The sequence below is a fragment of the Clostridium pacaense genome (genome assembly GCF_020709765.2).
GTDB classification, from domain to species: domain Bacteria; phylum Bacillota; class Clostridia; order Lachnospirales; family Lachnospiraceae; genus Enterocloster; species Enterocloster hominis.
The window spans coordinates 65,024-88,047 of the sequence record NZ_JAJFEB020000018.1; the positions used below are offsets into that span (position 1 = coordinate 65,024).

Annotated in this window: 21 protein-coding genes; 20 read left to right on the plus strand and 1 reads right to left on the minus strand. The window is 52.2% G+C overall.

Annotated features, from left to right (window positions below):
- Positions 1 to 2 precede the first annotated feature (2 nt).
- From kdpB to LK536_RS52020, 12 genes are all read left to right on the plus strand, one after another.
- The gene (gene kdpB / locus LK536_RS51965; protein WP_227796832.1) at positions 3 to 2,075 is read left to right on the plus strand and encodes a potassium-transporting ATPase subunit KdpB; all 2,073 of its coding nucleotides are present in this window, start codon (positions 3 to 5) and stop codon (positions 2,073 to 2,075) included.
- Positions 2,076 to 2,148: 73 nt separating this feature from the next.
- Complete coding sequence (gene kdpC, locus LK536_RS51970; protein WP_227796833.1) at positions 2,149 to 2,754, plus strand: potassium-transporting ATPase subunit KdpC; 606 nt, start codon at positions 2,149 to 2,151, stop codon at positions 2,752 to 2,754.
- 131 nt (positions 2,755 to 2,885) lie between these two features.
- Complete coding sequence (locus tag LK536_RS51975; protein WP_008720118.1) at positions 2,886 to 4,868, plus strand: DUF4118 domain-containing protein; 1,983 nt, start codon at positions 2,886 to 2,888, stop codon at positions 4,866 to 4,868.
- 94 nt (positions 4,869 to 4,962) lie between these two features.
- Positions 4,963 to 5,160 carry a hypothetical protein gene (locus tag LK536_RS51980; protein WP_008720117.1) on the plus strand — a complete coding sequence of 66 codons (198 nt, stop codon included), beginning with the start codon at positions 4,963 to 4,965 and terminating at the stop codon, positions 5,158 to 5,160.
- Between the two features lie 232 nt (positions 5,161 to 5,392).
- A complete protein-coding gene (locus LK536_RS51985; RefSeq protein ID WP_227796834.1) occupies positions 5,393 to 5,812 on the plus strand; it encodes a potassium channel family protein in 420 nt (139 codons plus the stop codon).
- Between the two features lie 11 nt (positions 5,813 to 5,823).
- Complete coding sequence (locus tag LK536_RS51990) at positions 5,824 to 6,492, plus strand: potassium channel family protein (RefSeq protein ID WP_008720115.1); 669 nt, start codon at positions 5,824 to 5,826, stop codon at positions 6,490 to 6,492.
- Complete coding sequence (locus LK536_RS51995; protein ID WP_227796835.1) at positions 6,492 to 8,003, plus strand: TrkH family potassium uptake protein; 1,512 nt, start codon at positions 6,492 to 6,494, stop codon at positions 8,001 to 8,003. Before LK536_RS51990 ends, LK536_RS51995 begins: the two co-directional genes overlap by 1 nt.
- The gene (locus tag LK536_RS52000; protein ID WP_120054990.1) at positions 7,993 to 9,456 is read left to right on the plus strand and encodes a sensor histidine kinase; all 1,464 of its coding nucleotides are present in this window, start codon (positions 7,993 to 7,995) and stop codon (positions 9,454 to 9,456) included. Before LK536_RS51995 ends, LK536_RS52000 begins: the two co-directional genes overlap by 11 nt.
- 238 nt (positions 9,457 to 9,694) lie before the next feature.
- On the plus strand, positions 9,695 to 10,132 hold the full coding sequence (locus LK536_RS52005) for a potassium channel family protein (RefSeq protein WP_008720112.1): 438 nt from the start codon (positions 9,695 to 9,697) through the stop codon (positions 10,130 to 10,132).
- Complete coding sequence (locus LK536_RS52010; protein ID WP_227796836.1) at positions 10,129 to 10,515, plus strand: potassium channel family protein; 387 nt, start codon at positions 10,129 to 10,131, stop codon at positions 10,513 to 10,515. Before LK536_RS52005 ends, LK536_RS52010 begins: the two co-directional genes overlap by 4 nt.
- A 35-nt stretch (positions 10,516 to 10,550) precedes the next feature.
- Positions 10,551 to 12,032, plus strand: a complete 1,482-nt coding sequence (locus tag LK536_RS52015; RefSeq protein WP_227796837.1) for a sensor histidine kinase — start codon at positions 10,551 to 10,553, stop codon at positions 12,030 to 12,032.
- Positions 12,025 to 12,714: a response regulator gene (locus LK536_RS52020; RefSeq protein WP_008720107.1), complete on the plus strand. Its 690-nt coding sequence runs from the start codon at positions 12,025 to 12,027 to the stop codon at positions 12,712 to 12,714. The genes LK536_RS52015 and LK536_RS52020 overlap by 8 nt, the downstream gene beginning before the upstream one ends.
- A 458-nt stretch (positions 12,715 to 13,172) precedes the next feature.
- On the opposite strand, the gene LK536_RS52025 is transcribed toward LK536_RS52020, so the two are convergent.
- Complete coding sequence (locus LK536_RS52025) at positions 13,173 to 13,640, minus strand: peptidoglycan-binding protein (protein ID WP_227796838.1); 468 nt, start codon at positions 13,638 to 13,640, stop codon at positions 13,173 to 13,175.
- A gap of 190 nt (positions 13,641 to 13,830) precedes the next feature.
- Between LK536_RS52025 and LK536_RS52030 the strand changes: the two genes are divergently transcribed.
- The 8 genes from LK536_RS52030 (at position 13,831) to LK536_RS52065 (ending at position 22,904) form a co-directional block, all read left to right on the plus strand.
- Positions 13,831 to 14,772: a leucine-rich repeat protein gene (locus LK536_RS52030; protein ID WP_227796839.1), complete on the plus strand. Its 942-nt coding sequence runs from the start codon at positions 13,831 to 13,833 to the stop codon at positions 14,770 to 14,772.
- 18 nt (positions 14,773 to 14,790) lie between these two features.
- A complete protein-coding gene (locus LK536_RS52035; RefSeq protein ID WP_227796840.1) occupies positions 14,791 to 16,185 on the plus strand; it encodes an aminopeptidase in 1,395 nt (464 codons plus the stop codon).
- Positions 16,186 to 16,208: 23 nt separating this feature from the next.
- Positions 16,209 to 16,364, plus strand: a complete 156-nt coding sequence (locus LK536_RS52040; protein ID WP_506092220.1) for a hypothetical protein — start codon at positions 16,209 to 16,211, stop codon at positions 16,362 to 16,364.
- Positions 16,365 to 16,392: 28 nt separating this feature from the next.
- Positions 16,393 to 17,688 carry a trigger factor gene (tig, locus tag LK536_RS52045; RefSeq protein ID WP_025485345.1) on the plus strand — a complete coding sequence of 432 codons (1,296 nt, stop codon included), beginning with the start codon at positions 16,393 to 16,395 and terminating at the stop codon, positions 17,686 to 17,688.
- Positions 17,689 to 17,720: 32 nt separating this feature from the next.
- Positions 17,721 to 18,305: a xanthine phosphoribosyltransferase gene (locus tag LK536_RS52050; RefSeq protein ID WP_008720099.1), complete on the plus strand. Its 585-nt coding sequence runs from the start codon at positions 17,721 to 17,723 to the stop codon at positions 18,303 to 18,305.
- Positions 18,298 to 19,092 (plus strand): Cof-type HAD-IIB family hydrolase, encoded by a 795-nt coding sequence (locus tag LK536_RS52055; RefSeq protein ID WP_506092221.1) that lies wholly within the window; start codon positions 18,298 to 18,300, stop codon positions 19,090 to 19,092. The genes LK536_RS52050 and LK536_RS52055 overlap by 8 nt, the downstream gene beginning before the upstream one ends.
- A 92-nt stretch (positions 19,093 to 19,184) precedes the next feature.
- The gene (locus tag LK536_RS52060) at positions 19,185 to 20,675 is read left to right on the plus strand and encodes a metallophosphoesterase (RefSeq protein ID WP_331472265.1); all 1,491 of its coding nucleotides are present in this window, start codon (positions 19,185 to 19,187) and stop codon (positions 20,673 to 20,675) included.
- A gap of 141 nt (positions 20,676 to 20,816) precedes the next feature.
- Positions 20,817 to 22,904 (plus strand): gluzincin family metallopeptidase, encoded by a 2,088-nt coding sequence (locus tag LK536_RS52065; protein ID WP_227796843.1) that lies wholly within the window; start codon positions 20,817 to 20,819, stop codon positions 22,902 to 22,904.
- Positions 22,905 to 23,024 lie beyond the last annotated feature (120 nt).

The window sequence follows — 23,024 nt, forward strand, 5'->3', positions numbered from 1 at the left end:
ACATGAGTGAACGTAAAAAGAATATATTTTCCGATAGAAAGATAGTAGGCCGGGCCATAAAGGATTCCTTCATAAAGCTGAATCCAAGGACCCAGGTCAGGAACCCGGTCATGTTCATGGTATTTGTGTCAGCCATACTGACCCTGGTCATGTTCATCTTTGCACTGGCTGGCGTAAGGGATGCAAAGCCCGGGTACATACTTGCCATATCAGTCATCCTCTGGTTCACCGTACTGTTCGGCAACTTTGCCGAGGCAATCGCAGAGGGCAGGGGCAAGGCCCAGGCAGATGCGCTGAGGGCGGGCAGAAGGGACACAATGGCGTCCAGGATACCATCCGCTGGCCAGAAAGATAAAATCACACAGGTTAAATCCACAGAACTGAAAAAAGGTGATATTGTATATATAAAGGCCGGTGAGCAGATTCCGGCGGACGGCGATGTGATAGAAGGCGCGGCCTCGGTGGATGAGAGCGCGATTACCGGTGAATCCGCCCCTGTAATCCGTGAAAGCGGAGGCGACAGAAGCGCGGTGACAGGCGGTACAACTGTCATATCGGACTGGATTGTGGTGGAGGTAAGCAGCAATCCGGGCGAGGGCTTCATGGATAAGATGATTGCCATGGTAGAAGGCGCTTCCCGTAAAAAGACCCCCAATGAACTGGCGCTCCAGATTTTCCTGGTGGCATTGTCCATTATATTCATGCTGGTTACCATGTCCCTGTATTCCTACTCCCTGTTTTCATCCAGGGAGGCTGGCATGGCGGATCCCACATCCGTGACAAACCTGGTGGCCCTGTTAATCTGTCTGGCCCCCACCACCATCGGCGCCCTGCTTTCCGCCATCGGCATTGCGGGCATGAGCCGTCTGAACCAGGCCAATGTACTGGCCATGAGCGGCCGTGCGATTGAGGCCGCGGGCGATGTGGATACGCTGCTTCTGGATAAGACAGGTACCATTACATTGGGAAACAGGCAGGCGGATGCATTCATCCCGGTTGACGGCAATGACGGGAAGGACCTGGCAGACGCTGCGCAGCTGTCATCCCTGGCAGATGAGACACCTGAGGGCCGAAGCATCGTAATCCTGGCAAAGGAACGGTTTGGGATCAGGGGAAGGAACATGGAAGAACTCCATGCCAGATTCGTACCCTTTACGGCCAAGACCAGGATGAGCGGCATTGATTATAATGGAAATGAGATCAGGAAGGGCGCTGCCGATGCCGTGAAACGGTACGTGGAGGAACATGGCGGAAGTTTTAGCAATGAGTGTACACAGACCGTGACCAGGATTGCCAACCAGGGCGGCACACCGCTGGTGGTTGCCAGGAATGGCCGGGTCATGGGTGTGGTTGAACTAAAGGATATTGTTAAGCAGGGCGTAAAGGAGAAATTCGCTGACCTGCGCAAGATGGGTATCAGGACCATCATGATTACAGGCGATAACCCCCTGACGGCCGCCTCCATTGCGGCTGAGGCAGGTGTGGATGACTTCCTGGCAGAGGCCACCCCTGAGGCAAAACTGGAAATGATACGTGATTACCAGTCCAAGGGACATCTGGTAGCCATGACAGGCGACGGTACCAATGACGCGCCGGCCCTGGCACAGGCAGACGTGGCGGTGGCCATGAATACAGGCACCCAGGCAGCCAAGGAGGCTGGCAATATGGTAGACCTGGATTCCTCACCGACCAAGCTGATTGAGATTGTAAAGATTGGGAAACAGCTGCTGATGACAAGGGGGTCCCTGACCACGTTCAGCATTGCCAATGATGTTGCCAAGTATTTTGCCATCATCCCCGCGCTGTTCATGGGACTTTATCCCGGACTGGGGGCGCTCAACATCATGGGGCTTCACAGCGCTGACAGCGCGGTATTCTCAGCCATCATATACAATGCCCTGATTATCGTGGCCCTGATCCCACTGGCCCTTAAGGGCGTCCGCTACAGGGAGGTGTCGGCGGCGCAGATGCTCCGCGGAAACCTTCTGGTATATGGACTTGGAGGAATCGTCATACCGTTCATTGCCATTAAGATGATTGATGTGCTGATCACGGCTTCGGGATTAGTCGGCTAGTACTGCGCAATGCAGCAGCAGAGTGTATCCGGGTAAGTAACATAAAAGTGCTCATAATGAGGAGAGGATAGCTATGAAAACAATAAAATCAGTCTTACCTAAAATGATAGGATTTTTCCTAATCATGATGGTGATTACAAGCATCATATACCCGGCGGTCATTACCGCGGCAGCCAATGTGGCATTTGGCAATAAGGCCGAAGGCTCCATCATAACAGGCAATGACGGCAGGAAATACGGAAGCGCCCTGCTGGCCCAGGAATTTACAGGCAGCCAGTATCTGTGGGGCAGGATCATGAATGTGGACACATCTACATTTACCGATGAAAATGGAGAGCCGCTGATGTATTCATGGGCATCCAACAAGACACCGGCAGGTGAGGAACTGGAGGCCATGGTGGCTGAGCGCGTGGAGAAAATCAGGGAGGCCCATCCTGAAAAGGGGGATGAACCCATTCCCGTGGATCTGGTTACCTGTTCAGGCAGCGGACTTGACCCTGAGATTTCACCGGCAGCAGCCGGGTACCAGGCTGAGCGGATTGCCAGCGCAAGGGGGATGTCCGTGGAAGAGGTGGAGTCCGTCATCCAAAAGTATACCACAGGAAAGTTTTTAGGAATCATGGGAGAACCAAGGGTGAATGTGCTGAAGGTAAATCTTGCCCTGGATGGCCTGCTTTGATGTTTCCAGACATGCCAAGAGAGTTGCCGCGGATGCGGCAGCTCTAAAGCTGTCTTTGGGTATACCTGCCGTAAAAGCAGGATTTACATAGATATTCCTGGGGAATACATAATCAGGTAAGGAGGAACCATATGGACAAGGAATGGGACAGCAGGCCCGACCCGGAGCTTCTGCTCAGACAGAATTTCCCGGAAGGTGAACCGGATGGGAAGGGAAAATTAAAGATATTCTTCGGATATGCGGCCGGTGTGGGCAAGACATATACCATGCTGGACGCGGCGCGCCAGGAAAAAGAAGCGGGCAGGGATGTGGTGGCAGGGTATATTGAACCCCACGACAGGCCGGATACCATGGCCCTTCTTGACGGGCTGGAATTCCTGACTCCCAGGTACGTGGAATATAAGGGAATCACGCTGCGGGAGTTTGATCTGGATGCCGCCCTGATACGCAGGCCGGACCTGATCCTGGTGGATGAGCTGGCCCATACCAATGCCCAGGGCTGCCGCCACAGGAAACGCTATCAGGATGTGATTGAACTCCTGGATGCAGGCATAAACGTGTATACCACGCTCAATGTGCAGCATCTGGAGAGCCTTCATGATATAGTTGCATCCATCACCCATGTGCGTGTCAGTGAGCGCATCCCGGATTCCGTATTTGACAATGCCAGCCAGGTGGAGTTGGTGGATATTGCGCCGGAAGAACTGCGCCAGCGTCTGGAGGAGGGCAAGATATACCATAAAAACCAGGCGGATAAGGCGAAAATCAGTTTCTTTACAGTGGAGAACCTTTCAGCCCTGCGCGAGATAGCATTGCGGCGCACCGCGGACCGGGTGAACCGGGAAGTCATCCGGGAGCGGGATGCGGCAGGAAAGGAATATTTTACCAATGAACATGTGCTGGTCTGTCTGTCCCCTTCCCCCACCAATGCAAGGGTTATACGGACAGCGGCCAGGATGGCGGGGGCGTTCCATGCGGACTTTACGGCGGTGCTGGTGGAGACAGAGCATTTAAAACGGGAGCACAGCAGGATCAGCAGGAGCATGGAAGCCAATATCAGCCTGGCCAAGCAGTTCAGGGCCAATGTCATTACCCTGTACGGGGATGACATAGTGGAACAGGTGGCTTCCTATGCAAGGCAGAACGGCATTTCCAAAATAGTGATAGGGCGTTCCGTGAGGAAACGCCACACACTATATGTGCGCCCTACCATCATAGACCGCCTGATTAAGGCAGTGCCCAATATGGATGTCTATGTGATCCCCGATGCAACGGCAGTGGAACGCAGGTATAAAATAAGCACGGACCAGAAACGGAAGGTATGGATGGATATCCTTAAGACCGGCGCGATAATGGCGCTCTGTACCGTATTGTCGCTGGTGCTGGATCATTATCAGCTGGGAGTCATCAACGCTGCCATGATATACATGATGGGAACCATGCTGGTGGCATATATGACAAGGGCCGGCTGGTGCGGGCTGCTGGCCTCGGTATTGTCGGTGCTGCTGTTCAACTACTTTTTTACGGATCCGCGTCTGACCTTTCAGGCGGATGCGTCCATTTACCCGTTTACATTTGCAGCCATGCTGGTATGCGCCCTTGTAACCAGCTCCATGGCGGCAAAGCTGAAGCGTGAGGCTGCCAGGGGAGAGTCTGAGTCCAGGTATATGCAGATTCTTTTCGATATTAACAGGAACTTAAGGAAGGGGGCCACAGGAGAGGAAATCCTGGACATATGCGGCCGCCTGGTGCGCACCCTTTTAAAGCGTAATATTGTCATATATGACACAAGGAACGGGAAAATGGACCAGATGAGGATATACCCTGCATCTGAATCCGAAGACTCTGCCCGCCTTACCGGCCTGTTCAAATCCCCGGATGAGATGGCCGTGGCGGCATGGGTCAGGAAGAACCGCCATAAGGCAGGCGCCACCACGGACACCCTTCCCGGCTCCAAGGCCCGCTATACCCCGGTCTACAAGAACGATAAGGTATATGCGGTCATCGGCGTGGAACTGGACGGAGGGGACATGATAAAGCCCAATGATAAGAACGTCCTTAACATCATTGCGGAGGAGACATCCTACAGGCTGGGAGACATGGAACACAGGTAATATTTGCACGGAATTTATGTGATTGGCTGAGAGACGCATGGAATCTTTACGGCAATGTGCAGTATCCTTAAGATATCAAAAGGAGGTGCCTGCAATGATTGCTAAGATGATTTTAAAACTCAAAAGCCCGATGGAGCAGGAAATAGACCGTGCATGCCGGCATTTTCCGGTACTGTCAAGTATTGTACTTCAACTGGCCGCCGCGATTTTCATGGTTGGCGTGGTTGCCTCGATTGCATGTGTGGGAGGAACCATCATCTGGGTGTTTTACAAAGTGTTTGGAGTTATGTAAACTTGAGATATAGATAACATACAGCCTTGCATGGGAGTGAGGGCTGCCGGGAAGCAGATGTTTCCCGGCAGCCCTTTTGCGGCGGCGTCTGCCGGCGCGCGCTGTTCCTGTCAAGCTTTTATAAAGATTCCTTCACACGTATAAAGAAGATATCAAGATAATTGCTTTCTGCAAATCCATTGTATATAATGGCGCTATCCACACATGGAAGGATGAAAAGGAGGGGATGGGGATGTGGAACAGGAAAAAGACAATCATCATTGCAGGGTGCAGCCGTTTCGGCGCCGGGCTGGCAGGCGAACTGTCAGAGCATGGGGATGATGTCATCATCATAGACATGGACAATGATGCATTCCGCAAGCTGCCGCCTAACTTCAGCGGTTTCCAGATTGTGGGAAATGTTACGGACCCGGACCTGCTGGAGGATGCCGGCATTGAGAATGCATCCGTGGTGGTGGCTGCCACGGATGATGACAATATAAACTGCATGCTGGCGCAGATGGCAAGGCGCATCTATGATGTGGGGGAAGTGTTTGCAAGGCTTAACGATACGGACAAGGAACATCTGATTGGCGGGCTGAACATCAAGGCCATTTATCCGGCCCGTCTGTCCATAGAGAAATTTAAGGAACTGAGTTCCATTGCATTCTAGGGAGTGATTGGATGAAGATAGTAGTGGCAGGGGGAAAGACAAAAGCAGATTATCTCATAAGGATGCTGCTGAGCAAAGGGCATGAGCTTGTGGTAATCAACGATGACAGGGAGTACTGCACGTATCTGTGCCAGACACACAGGATACCGGTCATACACGGCGACCCGTGCAAGCTTTATGTGATGGATGAAGCAGGCATAGACGGGTTTGACATCATGATTGCGTTAAAACCCAGCGATGCGGACAATTTGGCAATCTGTCAGACCGCCAAACGGATTTACCATATCAGGAAGACTGTGGCGGTTGTGGGAAACCCTAAGAGCGTGGATATCTTCAAGCGCCTGGGGGTAAACACCGCAATCAGCGCAACCTACATGATAGCCGGATACATTGAACAGATGTCCACGGTGGAGAGCCTGGTCAACAGCCTTCCGCTGGACCAGGGAAATATTGTCATCAATGAGCTGATGATTAACCAGAACAGCCCTGTGGCCGGTAAGAAGCTCTGCGACATGGAGCTGGGGGAGGATGCAATCATATGCTGTATCGTGCGTGGGTCAAAAATCATCGTGCCCAAGGGGCAGACCAGCATACAGGCCAATGACAAGCTGCTGGTGCTTTCCACGCCAGCCATCCAGAACCGTGTGATTGACCTGATTATGGGAAGGGAGCAGGCGTGATGGGGACTGGCAGGAATGAAATAGGAGGCCGGCTGCTTATTACCGGGTATCTGGGAGTGGTCCTGATGCTTATCGGCGGGATCATCCTTCTGCCGCTGGCCGCCCTGCCTGCTTTTTGGGATGAGATTTCCATGGCGCGGTATTTCACGGTTCCCGGGGTGGTGGCCATTTTCGCAGGTTATGTAATGTACCTTCCGATAAAAGGAAGGGAGGCGCTGCGGCTTACGGGACATCAGGATGCCCTGATTGTGGTGCTGTCCTGGGTGCTGGCCATTGTTTTCTGCGCGGTGCCATTCATGATGACAGGCAAATATGATTTTACCCAGGCCGTGTTTGAGTGCACCAGCGGCTGGAGCACTACCGGGCTATCTGTTGTGGATGTCACCCGGTGCCCCAGGATTTTCCTCCTTTACAGAAGCGTCATGCTGTTTTTCGGCGGGGTGGGGCTGGTCCTTGTGATGGTTTCCGTGCTGTCTGACAGACATGGGATGCGGCTCTACAGCGCAGAGGGCCATTCGGACCGCCTCCTGCCGAATCTTGTGAAGTCTGCCAGGATGATCATAGCCATCTATATGGGCTATATCCTTTCCGGCACGCTTTTATATATGTTCTTTGGGATGGATTGGTTTGATGCGCTGAACCATTCCATAGCAGCCCTTTCTACCGGAGGCTTTTCCACCAAGGCGGAGAGCATCGGGTATTACGACAGCTTTGGGATTGAACTGGTGACAATTGTGCTGATGCTCTTAGGCTGCACTAACTTCCTGGCCCACCTCTACCTCATAAGGGGAAGGTTTTTGACCTTCTTCCGTTACTGCGAGGTCAGGTTCCAGCTGATAATCTGTGGGTTCTTCACCCCTGTCATGGCAGTACTGCTGCTTTACGCAGGCCTTTCAGGCAATGTGGGACAGGGGTTCAGGGATGGCCTGTTCCAGGTGGTGACAGCCCTGACGACCACGGGATTCCAGACCGTGGACAGCTTTGCAGCTTTTAGCAGTCCCTTGCTTCTGGTAATGACCCTGCTGATGCTGGTTGGCGGAGGCACGGGTTCCACTGCCGGAGGCATCAAACAGATCCGTGTCTGGATTGCCCTTAAAAGCCTGTACTGGAGTATGAGGAGCCGGATATCCAGGAAGAGGACGGTTTATTCGGACAGCATCCAGAAGCTTAACGGCAAGGAGTTCCTTACAGCCCAGGGCAGGCTGGATACGCTGGAATTCATCGGAATATACCTTTCCGTATTCATGCTGGGTACCATGGTGCTGTGCATGTGCGGGTTTGATATCGGGGATTCCATGTTTGAGTTCGCGTCCGCCCTTGGCACCGTGGGATTGTCAGTGGGCATTACTTCCTATGACGCATCTCCGGTCGTGTTGTGGACTGAAACCGCCGGAATGTTCGTGGGGCGCCTGGAGATTTATGTGGTATTTGTTGCAGCTGTGCAGCTGGGCAGGGAATTAAAGCATGGAGTGGGGATACGGGGAAGGAGATGGAAAAAGTATGCCAGGTGACAGACAGGCTGTAAAAGGATTCAGGAGGAAAATGCTGGCGGCCGCGGTCATATACGGGCTTGCGACCCTGCTGGCATCCGGGCTTTGGGGAATCCATATGAGGGCTGAGAACATCATCATGATCTACCTTATCAGCGTGATAGTGATGATGATTGAGATACAGGAATTTGTCTGGGGGACAGCCTATACCGTGGTGTGTATCCTGACGTTTAATTTCCTGTTTACAGAGCCCAGGTTTACCCTACGGGTCAACGACCCCAACTATGTGGTGACCATGGGCATCTTCATGGCTGTGTCCGCAATCACAGGACTTCTTGTCTCGCGGCTGGGGGAACAGGTTAGGCTGGCGCAAAGGAATGAGAACCGGATGGAGGCGCTTCTGGAAATCAGCAGCGGCTACCTGACCCTGTCAGGGATGGAGAATATTGTATACTATGGCATCAAAAGCCTGTACCAGGCGGCCGGGGAGAGATGCGTGGTCTATGTGGCCCAGGGGCCGGGCGGATTGGGAAAGCCTTATTATATAAAAAGCTATTTTCCGGAACCGGGTATGCTGGATAATGATACCCCGGCCCAATGGTGCTATATGAACCATACGGTCTGCGGAGCCAATACAGGATTCTATGGGGACTCCGGGTGGGTATACCTGCCAATCAGGAACCGTGATACATGCCTGGGCGTCATAGGCGTGTATACGGATGGCAGGGAAATCGATGACGGACATATGGTCTTCATCAACACCGTGATGTCGCAGATGGCCATGGCCATTGAGAAAGAGGGAAATCCGGCAAAAAACGGGGAGCATGACAGGGGATGCCAGGGAACCGGGCCAAAGGACGGGTGGAAGGACCAGTTGGAACAGGAGCTGTATCATGGCTTCTGCCTGCCGCTGGAAGACATTTTAAAGGAATCAGACGCCCTGGGGCCGGGCCTGCGCCTTAAACTCTGTACCCTGTATAACCGGCTCAGGAACATGGCGGTCCAGCCCTGCCTGGACCGGGCTGTCCCACAGGACGGGGAAAATGTGGACTTTGCAGAGGCAGTGTCCGGGGCCGTGGACTTCTATGGCAGGGCTGGCAGGGAGCGCGTCATATGGATTAAAAAGCCCCAGGAGCCGGTCCTGGTCCATGGGGACAGGGAACTTCTGAAACTGGCTGTATCCAATGTGCTGGATAACGCCCTGGTCCATACGCCTGCCCGGGAAAAGGTCTATATAAGCCTTGGGCGGGAACAGGGATATGGAATACTGGAGGTATCTGACAGCGGCAGCGGGATATCATTCCAGGAACTGCAGCACACACTCAACGGGAGCCTGGACAGCGGCGCAGGGCTGTCCGGAGGATTGTCCGTATCCCGGCAGATTCTGGATAAGTGCCAAGGGAGCCTGGTCATAAAAAGCAGCCGGTATGGCGGGACCGCTGTCATATTGTCGCTTAAAGCAACCGGGAACTGACGGCTGTCCGCGGCAGTATGTGCTCGCGGTGTGATTTTTATATGATTCTGCGGGTTTGCCCGTGATGTAATTTTTGTTTGACACAGGCATGGATTAAGGATATGATTGTAATCAGGAAACAGGGATAAAGATATCTTTATAGAATCTTTATACCCTGTTTGTACATTATCCCTAGTTTCTTTATATGGTTTTCTTTTACAATAAAAGTGGGAACATATAGTAGAAAGGGGGAAATATCATGTTATTCCATAAATCAAAAGGTATTATTATCGTTGGCTGCAGCCCCTTCGGCGCAGCGCTGGCCAATACATTATATAATAAAGGTCACAAGGTGGTTGTCTTAGATAAGGACAGGGAAAGCTTCCGTTACCTGCCGGACGGGTTCGGCGGGGCTGAGATGGAAGGGGATCCCACTGACCCCAAGGTATTAAAAGAAGCCGGGATTGAACGGGCGGGCATGTTCATTGCTGCCACCCCGGATGATAATTCCAACCTCCTGATTTCACAGATAGCCAGCCGCATTTTCCAGGTGAACCAGGTATACGCGCGTCTGGATGACACCAGCAGGAGCCGGCTCATAAGGGATACGCCCATTAAGCCGATCTGTGTCTATAACCTGTCGGTGGATGATTACCTGCATCTGGCAGAGTCTGTATGCCAGGAGGTGGCTGTATGAAGATAGCGGTGACAGGCGGCAGTGATTACGCGGATATCCTTATTGGCCTGCTGACAGCCAGGAACCATAAGGTGACGGTGATTGACAAGGATAAGGAATTCTGTGAGCGCATGTGTGCTTCTTATGATGTCAAGGCAATCCTGGGCAACCCCTGCCAGGAAGATGTCCTGGCGGATGCCGGTTTAAAGGACTTTGACATGGTTGTGGCCATAGGGCAGGAGGATACGGATAATTTTGAGATATGCCAGATGTGTAAGAAGGTTTTTGGGATTAAGAAAGCTGTATGTGTTGTGAAGAATCCAAGGAATGTGGAGGTTTTCGGGCAGCTGGGGATGGATTTGGTGATAAATATCCCTGTAATGATTGCGGATATGATTGGGTAATATACCAGAGTAAAAGAATAGTGAAGGATAAATATATGTTTAACCATTGGGATGTTGTACTGGATTTTGTAAAGGCATGTGTGAGGATGACCGTCATATGGGTATTTTCGACCATATTGGCCATTGTGCTGGACAGCTGGGGTATCAGGGCGGAGAACCTGCTTCTGGTTTACCTGGTAGGTGTCCTGATCAGCATACTTGCAACGGGAAGCCTGGCATGGGCGTTCTGTGCGGCTTTTGTATTCACATTTACCTTTAACTACCTGTTTACGGAACCCAAGCTGACCTTCCACATGGATGACCTTAACTATGTGATATCATCCGTCATATTCGTGGCAGTGGCTGCCACGGTGGCCACCCTGGTGCTGAAGCTTCAGAAGCAGATGCAGATAGCCAACAAGAAGACGGAGATAACAGCCAAGCTCAACGAAATCGGAAGCGGTTTCCTGAACCTGTCCGGGTACCAGCAGATTAAGGAGTACAGCGAGGCCAGCCTGACAGGGCTGATTGGAAAGCATGTGACCGTCCTTCTGAAGGAGGATGAGAACACGGTATTCTCCAATTCCATGGCAGAGTGGTGCTACCGCCAGTCCATTCCCTGCGGACATGGGGAATGCCAGTTCCCGGATGACAACGGTCTGTACGTTCCTATCCGGAACAGGGAAAAAACATATGGGGTCATCATCTTTGACTGCGCCGGATGGACGCTGAACCAGGAAGAAAAGATATATGTGGACACGGTTATTTCCCAGATTACCCTTGTGATTGAGCGGGAGCAGCTGAGCCGGGAAAAGGAGGACAACCGGGTGCAGGTGGAGCGGGAGCGGCTTAAAAGCACGCTGCTTCGGAGCATTTCCCATGATTTAAGGACCCCGCTGACCGGGATCAGCGGAAGCGCGGGTTTCCTTTATGACAATCTGGGAATCATGGACGATGCCACAATCAAGAGCATGTTAAAGGATATCTGTACGGATTCGGAGTGGCTCAGCTCCATGGTTGAAAACCTGCTTAACATGACGCGGATCCAGGAAGGGCGTCTGGATATCAATAAGAAAAAGGAAGTTCTGGATGATATTGTCTCATCTGCGGTCCGGCTGGTGTCCAAGCGGATAGGAAACCATACCTTAAGGACCCATACGCCGGAGGATATCATCCTGTTTCCGGTGGATGGCCGCCTTTTCATACAGGTGCTGGTCAACCTTCTCGACAATGCGTTCCGGCATTCCGGAAACAGCACGACGGTTACGCTTAAGGTTGTGAAGGAGGGGGATGTCCTTGTGTTCACTGTGTCGGATAACGGGGTGGGCCTGTCCAAGGAAAAGATTGATAAGATATTTGACAACTTCTTTACCACGGCCTATGAAAAGGGGGATAAACAGAGAGGGGTAGGTCTTGGGCTTACCATCTGCAAAGCCATTGTAGAGGCCCAGGGAGGGACCATAACAGCTTATAACGGCAGCCAGGGCGGCGCTGTGTTTGAAATAAGGATGCCATTGGAGGACAAAAAGCATGAATGAAACCACAATCCTGGTCATTGAGGATGACAAGACCATACAGAATTTTATGAAGATATCCCTTAAGACCCGGGGGTATTCATATATACTTGCAGATAACGGCCTTTCCGGTATTTCACTTTTTTATGCCAACCATCCGGACTTAATCCTTCTGGATCTGGGACTGCCGGATATTGACGGCATGGAAGTGTTAAAGCAGATAAGGCAGCAGTCCAATACGCCGGTCATTGTTGTCTCTGCCAGGGGGCAGGAGCGGGAAAAAATCAATGCCCTGGACCAGGGCGCGGACGATTATGTGACCAAACCCTTCAGCGCAGAAGAGCTTCTGGCCCGTATCCGTGTGGGGCTGCGGCACAAGAACTCCTTTGTCAGTAGGCAGGACCAGGAGTTTGAACTGGACTACTTCAGGATGGATTTTGAAAAGCGCAAGATTTTTGTCCATGACCAGGAAATCCACCTGACGCCCCTGGAGTACAAGATGATGGTACTTCTGGTAAACAACAGCGGCAAGGTGCTGACCCATCACTATATCCAGCAGGAGGTGTGGGGATATGACACCACGGACGACTACCAGTCCCTGCGGGTATTCATGGCTAATATCAGGCGTAAGATAGAGGATAATACGGCAAACCCCAGGTTTATATTGACTGAGGTGGGGGTGGGGTATAGGTTTGTGGATGAATGATGGGGAGGTTGATGATTGGAGGCAGGGGTTGGAGGGGACGCAACCTCTGTTTTTGTTTGTCTCTCCGGAGTCAGGGGCGGGAGGAAGACGGGGCTGCGGTTCCTGGTTCCGGGAGGCAGGTCTGCTAACTCAAAAAGAGGCTGGAAACAGGGCACCGTCTCAACTACCGGAAAATCTTGATGATTTTCCGTCCGTGGAGACTCTGCGTTCGGGCTTGGAGGCCCTCACTCGGCCCTGCTTCCAGCCTCTTTTTGAGTAAGCAGACCTGCCCCCCTCCACAAGGAACCGCAGCCCCGCCTTCCTCCCGCCCCTGACTCCTGCTAAGGCTGTGGAGAGGTTGCTGGGCGCTCCGGGACGAGGCCTTCAATCATGAATCTGGGGATGGTAGGATGGGGTGGCCTTGGGTTCGTTTGTGAGCGGGGAGGGGGCGATGGTTTGTTGGATGGTGATTTTGGGGGTTAGATTCCAAGGGCGGTTTTTACTTCTTCTCCGATGAGTCCGTCGGCGGTCAGGTTGTTGTCTTCCTGGAATTGTATTAGTGCTGTCCTGGTTTTTTCGCCGGATATGCCGTCGGGGGTTCCGCAGTCGTAGCCTTTGTCGTTTAGGGCCTGCTGGACCTGTTTGGTAAGGGCGGTGTCTGCTTCGGAGGCAGGGGCGGAGGTGGCGGATTGGGTGCTGCCGGATGAAGTGGCGGCGTAGGGGCATACTCCGTCTGGGTGCAGGTGGGCGGGATGTCCGCCGCAGTGGTAGTGATAGGATCCCAGGCCGCTTTTGTTTTTGTTGTCCTTGTGTCCGCCGTTGGCATCGGTCCTTCCGGAATGGGCTTCGGCTACAATGGATGTCTGGACACTGACGTGGCAGATGGCGCTTCCGGCCATCATGATTCCCATGCTCATTGCGATGATTTTTTTGCTGATGTGTCTCATATGCATTTCCCCCGTGATATGTGGATGTTTTGTGGTTTGGGGAGAGGGTAAGCTCCCCTCCCCTGGTACTGGTTTTATTTTAGCATATTTTGTGCGTTCGGTCACTATGTTTGTAATGATTCATTTTCCTTTTTACGGCAGATCTTAAAATGTCCTTGAAAAAAATATGTAAAGTGGTTAAACTGATACCATGAAGTTATTATATGAGGAAACGCTGGATGGAATATCTGTCCGGCGTTGTTATGGTTTAGACGGAATTGTACAGATTCCGGACAGTTATGACGGAAAGCCTGTGACGGGGCTTGAGAGGTATCTTTTTTCGGAGACGGTCAGAGGGCGCGAGGTGCCTCCGCATGAATATGAGGGCGAGCCGGAACTTTGCGGCAGCCAGGTTAAGGAGCTGGTGTTGCCCAGATATACAAAACGGATTGGTGCCTATGCTTTTTATAACTGTTTTGGGTTGAGGAAGATTTCCTGCCGTAGTACCGTGGAGGATTGGGGGGCGGGTGTGTTTACCGGGTGTACCGGTATTGAACGCCTGGATATCTGTGTGAGGGAGGAAGGGAAGTCCTGCTTCAGGGAGATTCTTTCGGAGCTTCGCCAGACCCTGGATGTGGATTACAGGGGGGAGGACGGGGCGCTTCTTGCCAGACTGGTGTTCCCGGAGTATTTTGAAGAGTCGGTGGAGAATACCCCGGCCAGGATTATTATGAGGGAAATGCATGGCTGCGGCCATATGTACCGTTACTGTTTTGACGGGACCAGGTTTGATGTGGGGGAGTATGACCGGCTTTTTCCCTATGTGACCGTGCAGGAGAAGCCGGAACTTGTAACGCGCCTGGCCCTGTACCGCCTGTATTGGCCCTGGGGGCTTAAGGAGGAGGCGGCACAGGCGTATTGGGATTATGTTGCTGCCCATGCAGGGGATGCCGCGGAAGGAATCCTTAAGCGGGGGGAACGGGATATACTGGGCTGGATGGCCCGCTCTGAGCCTGTGGGCAGGGATGGGCTGGGGCAGATGCTGGATGCGGCTTCACGCGGAGGGAATGCGGCGGATGCAGCCCTCCTGATGGATATAAAACACGAAAGATTCGGTGCTGTGCCTCTAAAGGCCAGGACATTTGAATTATAAAGGAGGATAAAACAGGATATGTCAAAAAAGACAAAAGCACAGGAATTACAGGAACAGCTTACATGGACCTTCCCTCACATTGGAAAGGATTCGCCGGAGCAGATAGAAAAGGCGTCCAAATACTGCGAGGGTTACAAGGCATTTTTAAATGCAGGCAAGACGGAGCGGGAATGCGTGAAGGCAGCCGTGAAAATGCTTAAGAAGGCAGGCTACAGGCCCTTTGACAGGAATGCTTCTTATGAACCAGGGGATAAGGTGTATTATGTTAACAGGGGAAAGGCGCTGATAGCAACCACCTTTGGTAAGAAGCCCCTTTCAGAGGGAGTCAGGATAAACGGGGCGCATATTGACTCGCCAAGGCTGGATTTAAAGCCCAATCCCCTGTATGAGAAGGACGAGATTGCATTTTTTAAGACCCATTATTACGGCGGCATACGCAAATACCAGTGGGGGACCATACCGCTTGCCATCCATGGGGTGGTGGTTAAGAAAAATGGGGAAACCGTGGACATCTGCATCGGTGAGGATGAGACAGACCCGGTGTTCTGCGTGACAGACCTGCTTCCCCATCTTTCAGCCAAACAGAACGAGCGCCCCTTAAAGGACGGACTGAAGGGGGAGGAACTGAATATTGTCATTGGTTCCCTTCCTTATCAGGAGGAGGACATAAAGGAACCGGTCAAGCTGATGGCACTGTCCCTGCTCAATGAGCGCTATAAGATTACGGAAAAGGATTTCTTCCGGGCAGAGCTGGAGCTGGTGCCTGCGGTAAAGGCCAGGGATGTGGGCCTGGATGCCAGCATGATAGGAGCTTACGGACAGGATGACCGGGTGTGTGCCTACACCGCTCTTACGGCCGAGATGGATGCAAAGAAGCCGGCCCATACCACGGTGACCATCCTGACTGATAAGGAGGAGACTGGTTCTGACGGCAATACCGGTCTGAATTCGGATTACGTGCTTCACTACATAGAAGACCTTGCAGGGCAGGCCGGCGTGCCGGTGCGGGATGTGCTCAGGAATTCCCTGTGCCTGTCCTCTGATGTGAATGCGGCCTACGACCCGACATTTCCCGATGTATATGAAGGTCGTAATTCCAGCTACATCAACAAGGGCTGTGTCCTGACCAAGTACACAGGTGCAAGGGGCAAGTCCGGTTCCAGTGATGCCAGCGCTGAAACCATGGCAAAAGTCATCGGTATCATGGAAGAAGAGGGCGTGTACTGGCAGGCAGGGGAGCTGGGCGCAGTGGATGCCGGAGGAGGCGGGACCATCGCCAAGCTGGTTGCCCACATGAATGTGGATACCGTGGATCTGGGCGTACCCATCCTGTCCATGCACTCCCCCTTTGAACTGTCTTCCAAGCTGGATGTGTATAACACCTACAAGGCATTTAAGGCATTTTATAAATAAAAGGAAGGCCCTCTTAAATTTTCATGAAATTGATGGAAACACTTTTTTTTCATGGACAGGTATGGTATAACTATGTACAGCGCACGCTCCGAAAGGAATCCCCGGGAATCCCCATGTCAGATCAGGGGAGGGAGGACGAGGGCATGTTTGAAAATTCATTCCCGCCCGGGGATGTGTGAAATGAGTAAAAGAAAAGGGATATGTAAGATGAAAAAATTAGCATTGATATGTTTATGCACCATGACAGCCCTGTCACTGCTGACAGGATGTTCAGGCAGTACTGAGGGGGGAAAGGAAAACCTGGGTACCGTGGAACTGGGCGAATACAAAGGCGTTAAGGTAAACATGCCGGAGGTATTGGTCACGGACGCAGAGGTGGATTCCAGGATTAATCAGGTATTAAGCCAGAATCCCAAGGAAACCGAGGTTGACCGCCCGGCAGCAGAGGGCGATGTGGTGAACATCGATTATGTGGGAACAAAGGACGGTGTGGAGTTTGAGGGCGGATCCGCTGAGGGCTTTGACCTTACACTTGGTTCCGGCAGCTTTATTGAAGGATTTGAAGATGGCCTGATCGGGGCTAAGAAGGGCGATAAGAAGGAACTGAACCTGACATTCCCAGAGACCTATCAGGAAAAATCCCTTGCAGGACAGCCTGTTGTATTCACTGTTACCGTGAATGCGGTGAAGGAGAAAACAGACGCTGTCCTGGACGATGAATTTGTCCAGGGGGTTTCAGACTACAAGACCGTGGATGAGTATAAGGAAAGCATCCGGGCCGATCTGTTAAAACAGAAGAAGCAGGCGGCAGACCGTCAGGTACAGACATCCGTACTCCAGCAGGTAGTAGCGGATTCCACGTTCAAGCTTAATAAGAATGCAGTTTCCAAGCGTTACAATACAAGACTTAAACAGTACGAGCAGCAGGCTAAGATGTATGGAAGCAGCCTGTCAGGTATGGCCCAGGCCAACGGTATGGATGTGCCTGGACTTCAGGAAGCAATCTATGCCAGTGTGAAGGATGATGTAAAGAACCAGCTGGTCATCAACACGATTGCAGAGCGTGAGGGACTTGTGCTGGAGGATGCTGACCGTGAGGCATTTGCAGAATCCAACGGACAGACCGTGGATGCTGCGGTAAGTTATTATGGCCAGGAGACATTTGATGAGATGGCGCTGAATTATAAGGTCATGAAGTTCATGGCTGATAATGCTTCCAATGTTGCACAGACGGGTGCTGGGGAGACGGCGGCACCGGAGACGGCTGCGGCAGGGAACGAGGCGGAAGAAACCACGGCAAATGAGACTGAGGCGGAAGAGACCACGGCAGCGGAAACCGAGGTAGCAGAAACCACGGCAGCGGAAGACGGGGCAGGAGAAACCATGGCAGCGGAAACCACGGCAGCGGAAGACGGGGCAGGAGAGACCATGGCAGAAGAAACCACAGCAGCTGAGACGGAAGCGGCAGAGACCACAGTGGCAGAGACTACGGCAGCGCAGTAATAGGATAAGAAAAGAATGAGGAGGGTACGTACATGCAGATTTTAAAAGACAGGATACGTAAAGACGGCAAGATTAAGGCCGGAAACGTTCTGAAAGTGGACAGCTTCCTGAACCATCAGATGGATATTAAGCTGTTTGGGGAGATTGGCAGGGAGTTTAAGCGCAGGTTTGCCGATGTTCCGGTGACCAAGATTTTGACCATTGAGGCTTCCGGTATCGGAATAGCATGTATAGTTGCCCAGTACTTTGATGTGCCGGTGGTATTTGCCAAGAAGACACAGACCAAGAACATTGCAGGAGAGGTTTACACCACCAAGGTGGAATCCTTTACCCATGGCCGTGTATATGACATCATTGTTTCCAAGGAATTTTTAGGGCCTGGGGACAAGGTGCTTCTGATTGATGATTTCCTTGCCAACGGCAAGGCGCTGGAAGGACTGGCAGCCCTTGTCAGGGACTCCGGTGCACAGCTGGTGGGCGCGGGAATCGTGATTGAAAAAGGCTTCCAGGTAGGCGGGGACCTGCTGCGTTCCGAGGGAATCAGGCTGGAATCCCTTGCAATTGTAGAGAGTATGGATGAGGAGACACAGACTATTGTGTTCAGAGATGATGAGTAATAGGAATAAAGCTTTATTTTTTGATATTGACGGAACCCTCCTGTCTGAAAAGACAGGACTGGTTCCTGACAGCGCCAAAGAGGCAATTAAGGAAGCGCGTAAAAAAGGGCATCTGGTATTCATCAATACAGGCAGGGTGTACCCCCACACCCGGGATATCCGGTCTGAGATTGAGACCGATGGCTGCCTGTGCGGCTGTGGGACCTATGTGATTGCGGAGGGCAGGGTACTTTACTGTTACCAGATTCCTCATGAGAGAGGTCTGCAGATTAAGAAGGATATTGACGAATGCGGTCTGGACGGCGCGCTGGAAGGTGTGGAAGGATGTTATCTGCACAGAACGGTTTCCAGGTTTCCGCAGGTAGAAGAGCTGAAGGCGGCATTAAGACGGTCGGGTACCACAGGCATGTATGACTGGGAGGACGACTGTTACGATTTTTCCAAGTTTTATCTGGCCTCGGATGAGAAGAGCAGACCCAGGGAACTGTTCGGGCGTCTTAAGGATATTGAGGCCATTGACAGGGGGGACGGCTATTATGAGTGTGTTCCCAGAGGCCATTCAAAGGCAACGGCCATGGATTTAGTCCTGAAGCATTATGGTATTTCCAAGGATGACGCCTATGTATTCGGCGACAGCAGCAACGATCTGTCCATGTTCAAATATGCCACCAATTGTGTGCTTATGGGCCAGCACAGCGACGTGCTTCTGCCCTATGCCACCTTTGAGACAAAGGACGTGGAGGATGACGGTATCGCGTACGCGATAAAAGAGTTAGGCATCATATAGAAAGAGCTGACCGGATGAAGAAAAAGACCTGGATAATAAGTGCCCTGATGTATGCCATGGTATTCATGGCATGCTTCGGGGTTTTGCATTTTATGAAAAAATTAATGGAACCCGTTGGCCCGGTGCAGATGGAGACAGGCACAGAGGGATTCGGACAGGAATCCGTGGACGGTGATGATGGAAAGCGGCCGGAAGACAGGAACGTGGACAGCCTGATTAAGACGGCAACGGATTCCCAGGCCGAAAAGCCGGAGGAGGTCATAAGGGAAGAAGGGTATACCGGCTGGAAGAAACAGTTTCCCGGCCTGTGGACCCCTCCCCAGGACACAGAGGAGCCGTATGTGCCCCCAAGGCTTGTCCTGGCCACTGACCTCCACTATCAGAGCGCCCAGGCAGGTGACGGCGGTCCGGCATTCCAGCTGTTTGTGGAGCGAAGCGACGGTAAGGTCATCCAGTACCTTCCGGAACTGCTGGAGGCATTCCTGGACGAGGTAATAGAAGAAAAGCCTTCCGCCCTTGTACTCAGCGGGGACATTACCATGAACGGGGAGCGGATGAACCATGAAGAACTGGCAGGACGTCTGGCGCGGGTACAGGATGCAGGGATACAGGTACTGGTCATTCCCGGCAACCACGATATCAACAATGGGCATGCCGCAGTGTATTACGGAGCAGAGAAGGAATCCGTGGATTCCATAGATGCGGACGGTTTTTACGAAATCTACCACAGGTATGGATATGACCAGGCCCTCAGCAGGGACAGCAGTTCCCTAAGTTACGTATATGGACTGGATGAAAAAAACTGGCTTCTCATGCTGGATTCCTGCCAGTATGAACCTGAGAATAAGGTGGAGGGCAGGATTAAGGAAAGCACCCTGGCATGGATGGATGAGCAGCTTTTAAAAGCCAGGGAACAGGGGATTTTCGTACTGCCTGTTGCCCACCATAACCTGCTGGCCCAGAGCCGTATGTATACCACCCAATGTGCCATGGACAATAACGGGGAAGTGATTGACCTTCTCCAGAAATATGAACTTCCCCTGTTTTTCAGCGGACACCTTCATGTACAAAGGGTGCGCAAGCACAAGGCTGAGCCTGGAGTGGCCGATGAGGCTTACGGGATACAGGAAATCATCACAGATGCATTGAGCATCCCCCCGTGCCAGTATGGCGAGGTGGTCTGGGATGAGGATGGCAGCATTTCCTATGAGACACGGTCCGTGGATGTGTCAGGCTGGGCCAGGAAGATGGGAAGTGGGAATCCGGATCTGCTGGACTTTGAGGACTGGTCTTACCGCTACATACAGAAACTTATCAGTGACCAGATACGGGGAGTGGTGAAAAATCTTGGGAATGATGTGGAGCGTTCCATGGCAGCCACCTATGCGGGTGTTTACATTGATTACTATGCAGGCAGGAAGATTGATGCCAAAGGAATCAGGAACACAAAGGGGTACCGATGGTGGCAGCGCAATATGCCGGACAGCTACCTGCTCCGGGAACTGGATTCCATGATTATGGATTCGGACAGGGATAATAATTACTTCCTGCTGCCTGAGGAAGAGGGCTGGCTCAGGGAATGAACCGGGGATATCCGGTACCGGGTATCTGGAAAATTACAGAATGGGGCTGGCATGGCCGGCACGGTTGACGGACAGGCCTTGTGAGGGGCCTGTTTGTGTGTTAGAATAAATGTAAGAAATATACAGAAGGAGGAACCGGCCATGAAGAAAAATGCCTGGAAGATTGTCATAAGACGCCTGGGGGCGTTGGCGGTGGCAGCCATCCTTGTGGTTTCCGTACCGTCCTGCGGCGCGGTCCAGGTTCAGGCAGCAGTTCAGGCGCGGCCGGAATCGGGGCGTCAGGCAGAGGTTCAGGCGCGGCCGGAATTGGGGCGTCAGGCAGAGGTTCAGGCTCGGTCGGAATCGGGGCGTCAGGCGGTATCACCCCGGATGGACCGGTTTTTTGAAGGGGTGGATTATTCCCAAAGGCCGTATGAACATTTCTCCACATCTGTCCTGGACAAGGCCATGGAGGATTTTGAACTGGCTTTAAGCGCACAGGGGCAGGAAGAGGAAGTGGGGCGTCTGTATGACCTGATCATCAGTGAGTTTGACCGGTTGGCAACAATGGCTTATATGGCCCAGATCATGTATGACAGGGATATATCTGACCAGGAGGCCGCCGCGGAGCAGGCATATACAACACAGTTGTATTCGGAGATGGGGAATAAGGCAGCGGCCTGCCTGCAAAAGGGCCTTAAATCTTCTTACCGCTCCCTTCTGGAGACAAAAATTGGAAAATCCTACGTTCCCATGATTGCCTATTATGAGGATTACTCACAGGAAGAGCTGGATCTCCATAACCGGGAAGAAGAACTGATCAGGGAATATGACCAGCTGGCATCCGGCGGGATATCCGTGGAATATGACGGGGAACAGTGGGATTATGAGCGTCTGGCAAAAGAGCCGGATATGAGTACGGAAGATTACAGTGAAGTGAACGAGGCGCTGGGCAGGGAAAGAAACCGCATCCTTGGGGGCAAATACCTGGAACTGGTCAAGGTCCGCGGGGAGATAGCCGGTTCTGCAGGCTATGACAATTATGCTGAATATGCACATGAGACAATATACGGGCGGGACTATACCCTTGAGGATACGAAGCAGCTTTGCCGGAATGTGAAGGATTACATCGTGGTTCTCAGCGATGATATGTGGTACCTGTGGTCAGAAGATGTGGACAATGCTTCCTATGACAGCCTGGACCGGCTGGAAGAAAGCACGACAGAGGATATTCTTGATACGGTAGGGGACGGCATGGATCAGATGGTGCCGGAACTTGGGGAAATATTCCAATATATGAGGGATAACCATCTGTATGATATCCAGGCAGGGGAGGACGGCGTGGAGCGTACCGCTGGGAGCTATACAGTGGGTCTGCCCAGCTACAAGGACGCATTTATCTTCATAAACCGTGACAATACGTTCCGGGATTACCAGTCCCTGATTCATGAGTTCGGGCATTTTTGCAGTTATTATTATAATACAGTACCCGAGATGTATCAGGGCTTTCATGTGGATGTGTGCGAGATACAGTCCCAGGGACTGGAGATGCTGTCAACACGCTATGCGGAGGAACTGTTTGGGAATGGGGCGTCCGCCTATGCCTATGAGACAATGACGGATATGCTGTATGTGGCCATAACTGCATGTATGATTCAGGAATTCGAGGAAGCCGTATACACGACCCCTGACATGACCCTGGATGATATGAACCGCAGGTTCAAGGAGATACAGGATTCTTACGATGGCTGGTATTACCGGGTATATGGGGATATGTGTTATGACTGGGTAGATATCCCCCACCTTTTCTATACTCCCCTGTATTATATCGGCTATGGGACTTCAGCCCTTTCAGCTCTGGATCTTTGGGTGCTTTCCGGGGAGGACTGGGATGAGGCGGTGGACACCTACCTTGGGATACTGAACGAAGGGCTGGATGCGCCCTACAGAGGGACCATGGCCAGGTGGGATATGAAGGATGTGTTTAATGAGGAAGATATAAAGGAGCTGTCCCTGGAACTTACAAGGCTTGGAGAAGCCGGCAGCATGGAAGGGGAAGATACCGTGGATGGCGGCCAGCCTGAGGAAGAAGCGCCTGTGGTCAGCCCGGACAGAACATCCGTAGCCCAGAGCGATAGGTCAGTACTGTTCATCATTCTGGCGGGAGTCGGGACAGTGATTGTGCTTCAGGTCCTGATCATCAGTATCGGGCTTGTGATTTTGTGGGAGATTAAGAAGAGACGGCAGTGAGGGAAAGGCAGCGGTAAGGAAAGCGGAAGCAGGATAAATGGCAGTAAGGAAAAGTTAGTATAGATGCGGTGGTAAGAAAAGGACAGTAGCATTCAGGAATCTGAGATTCAGATATCTGGG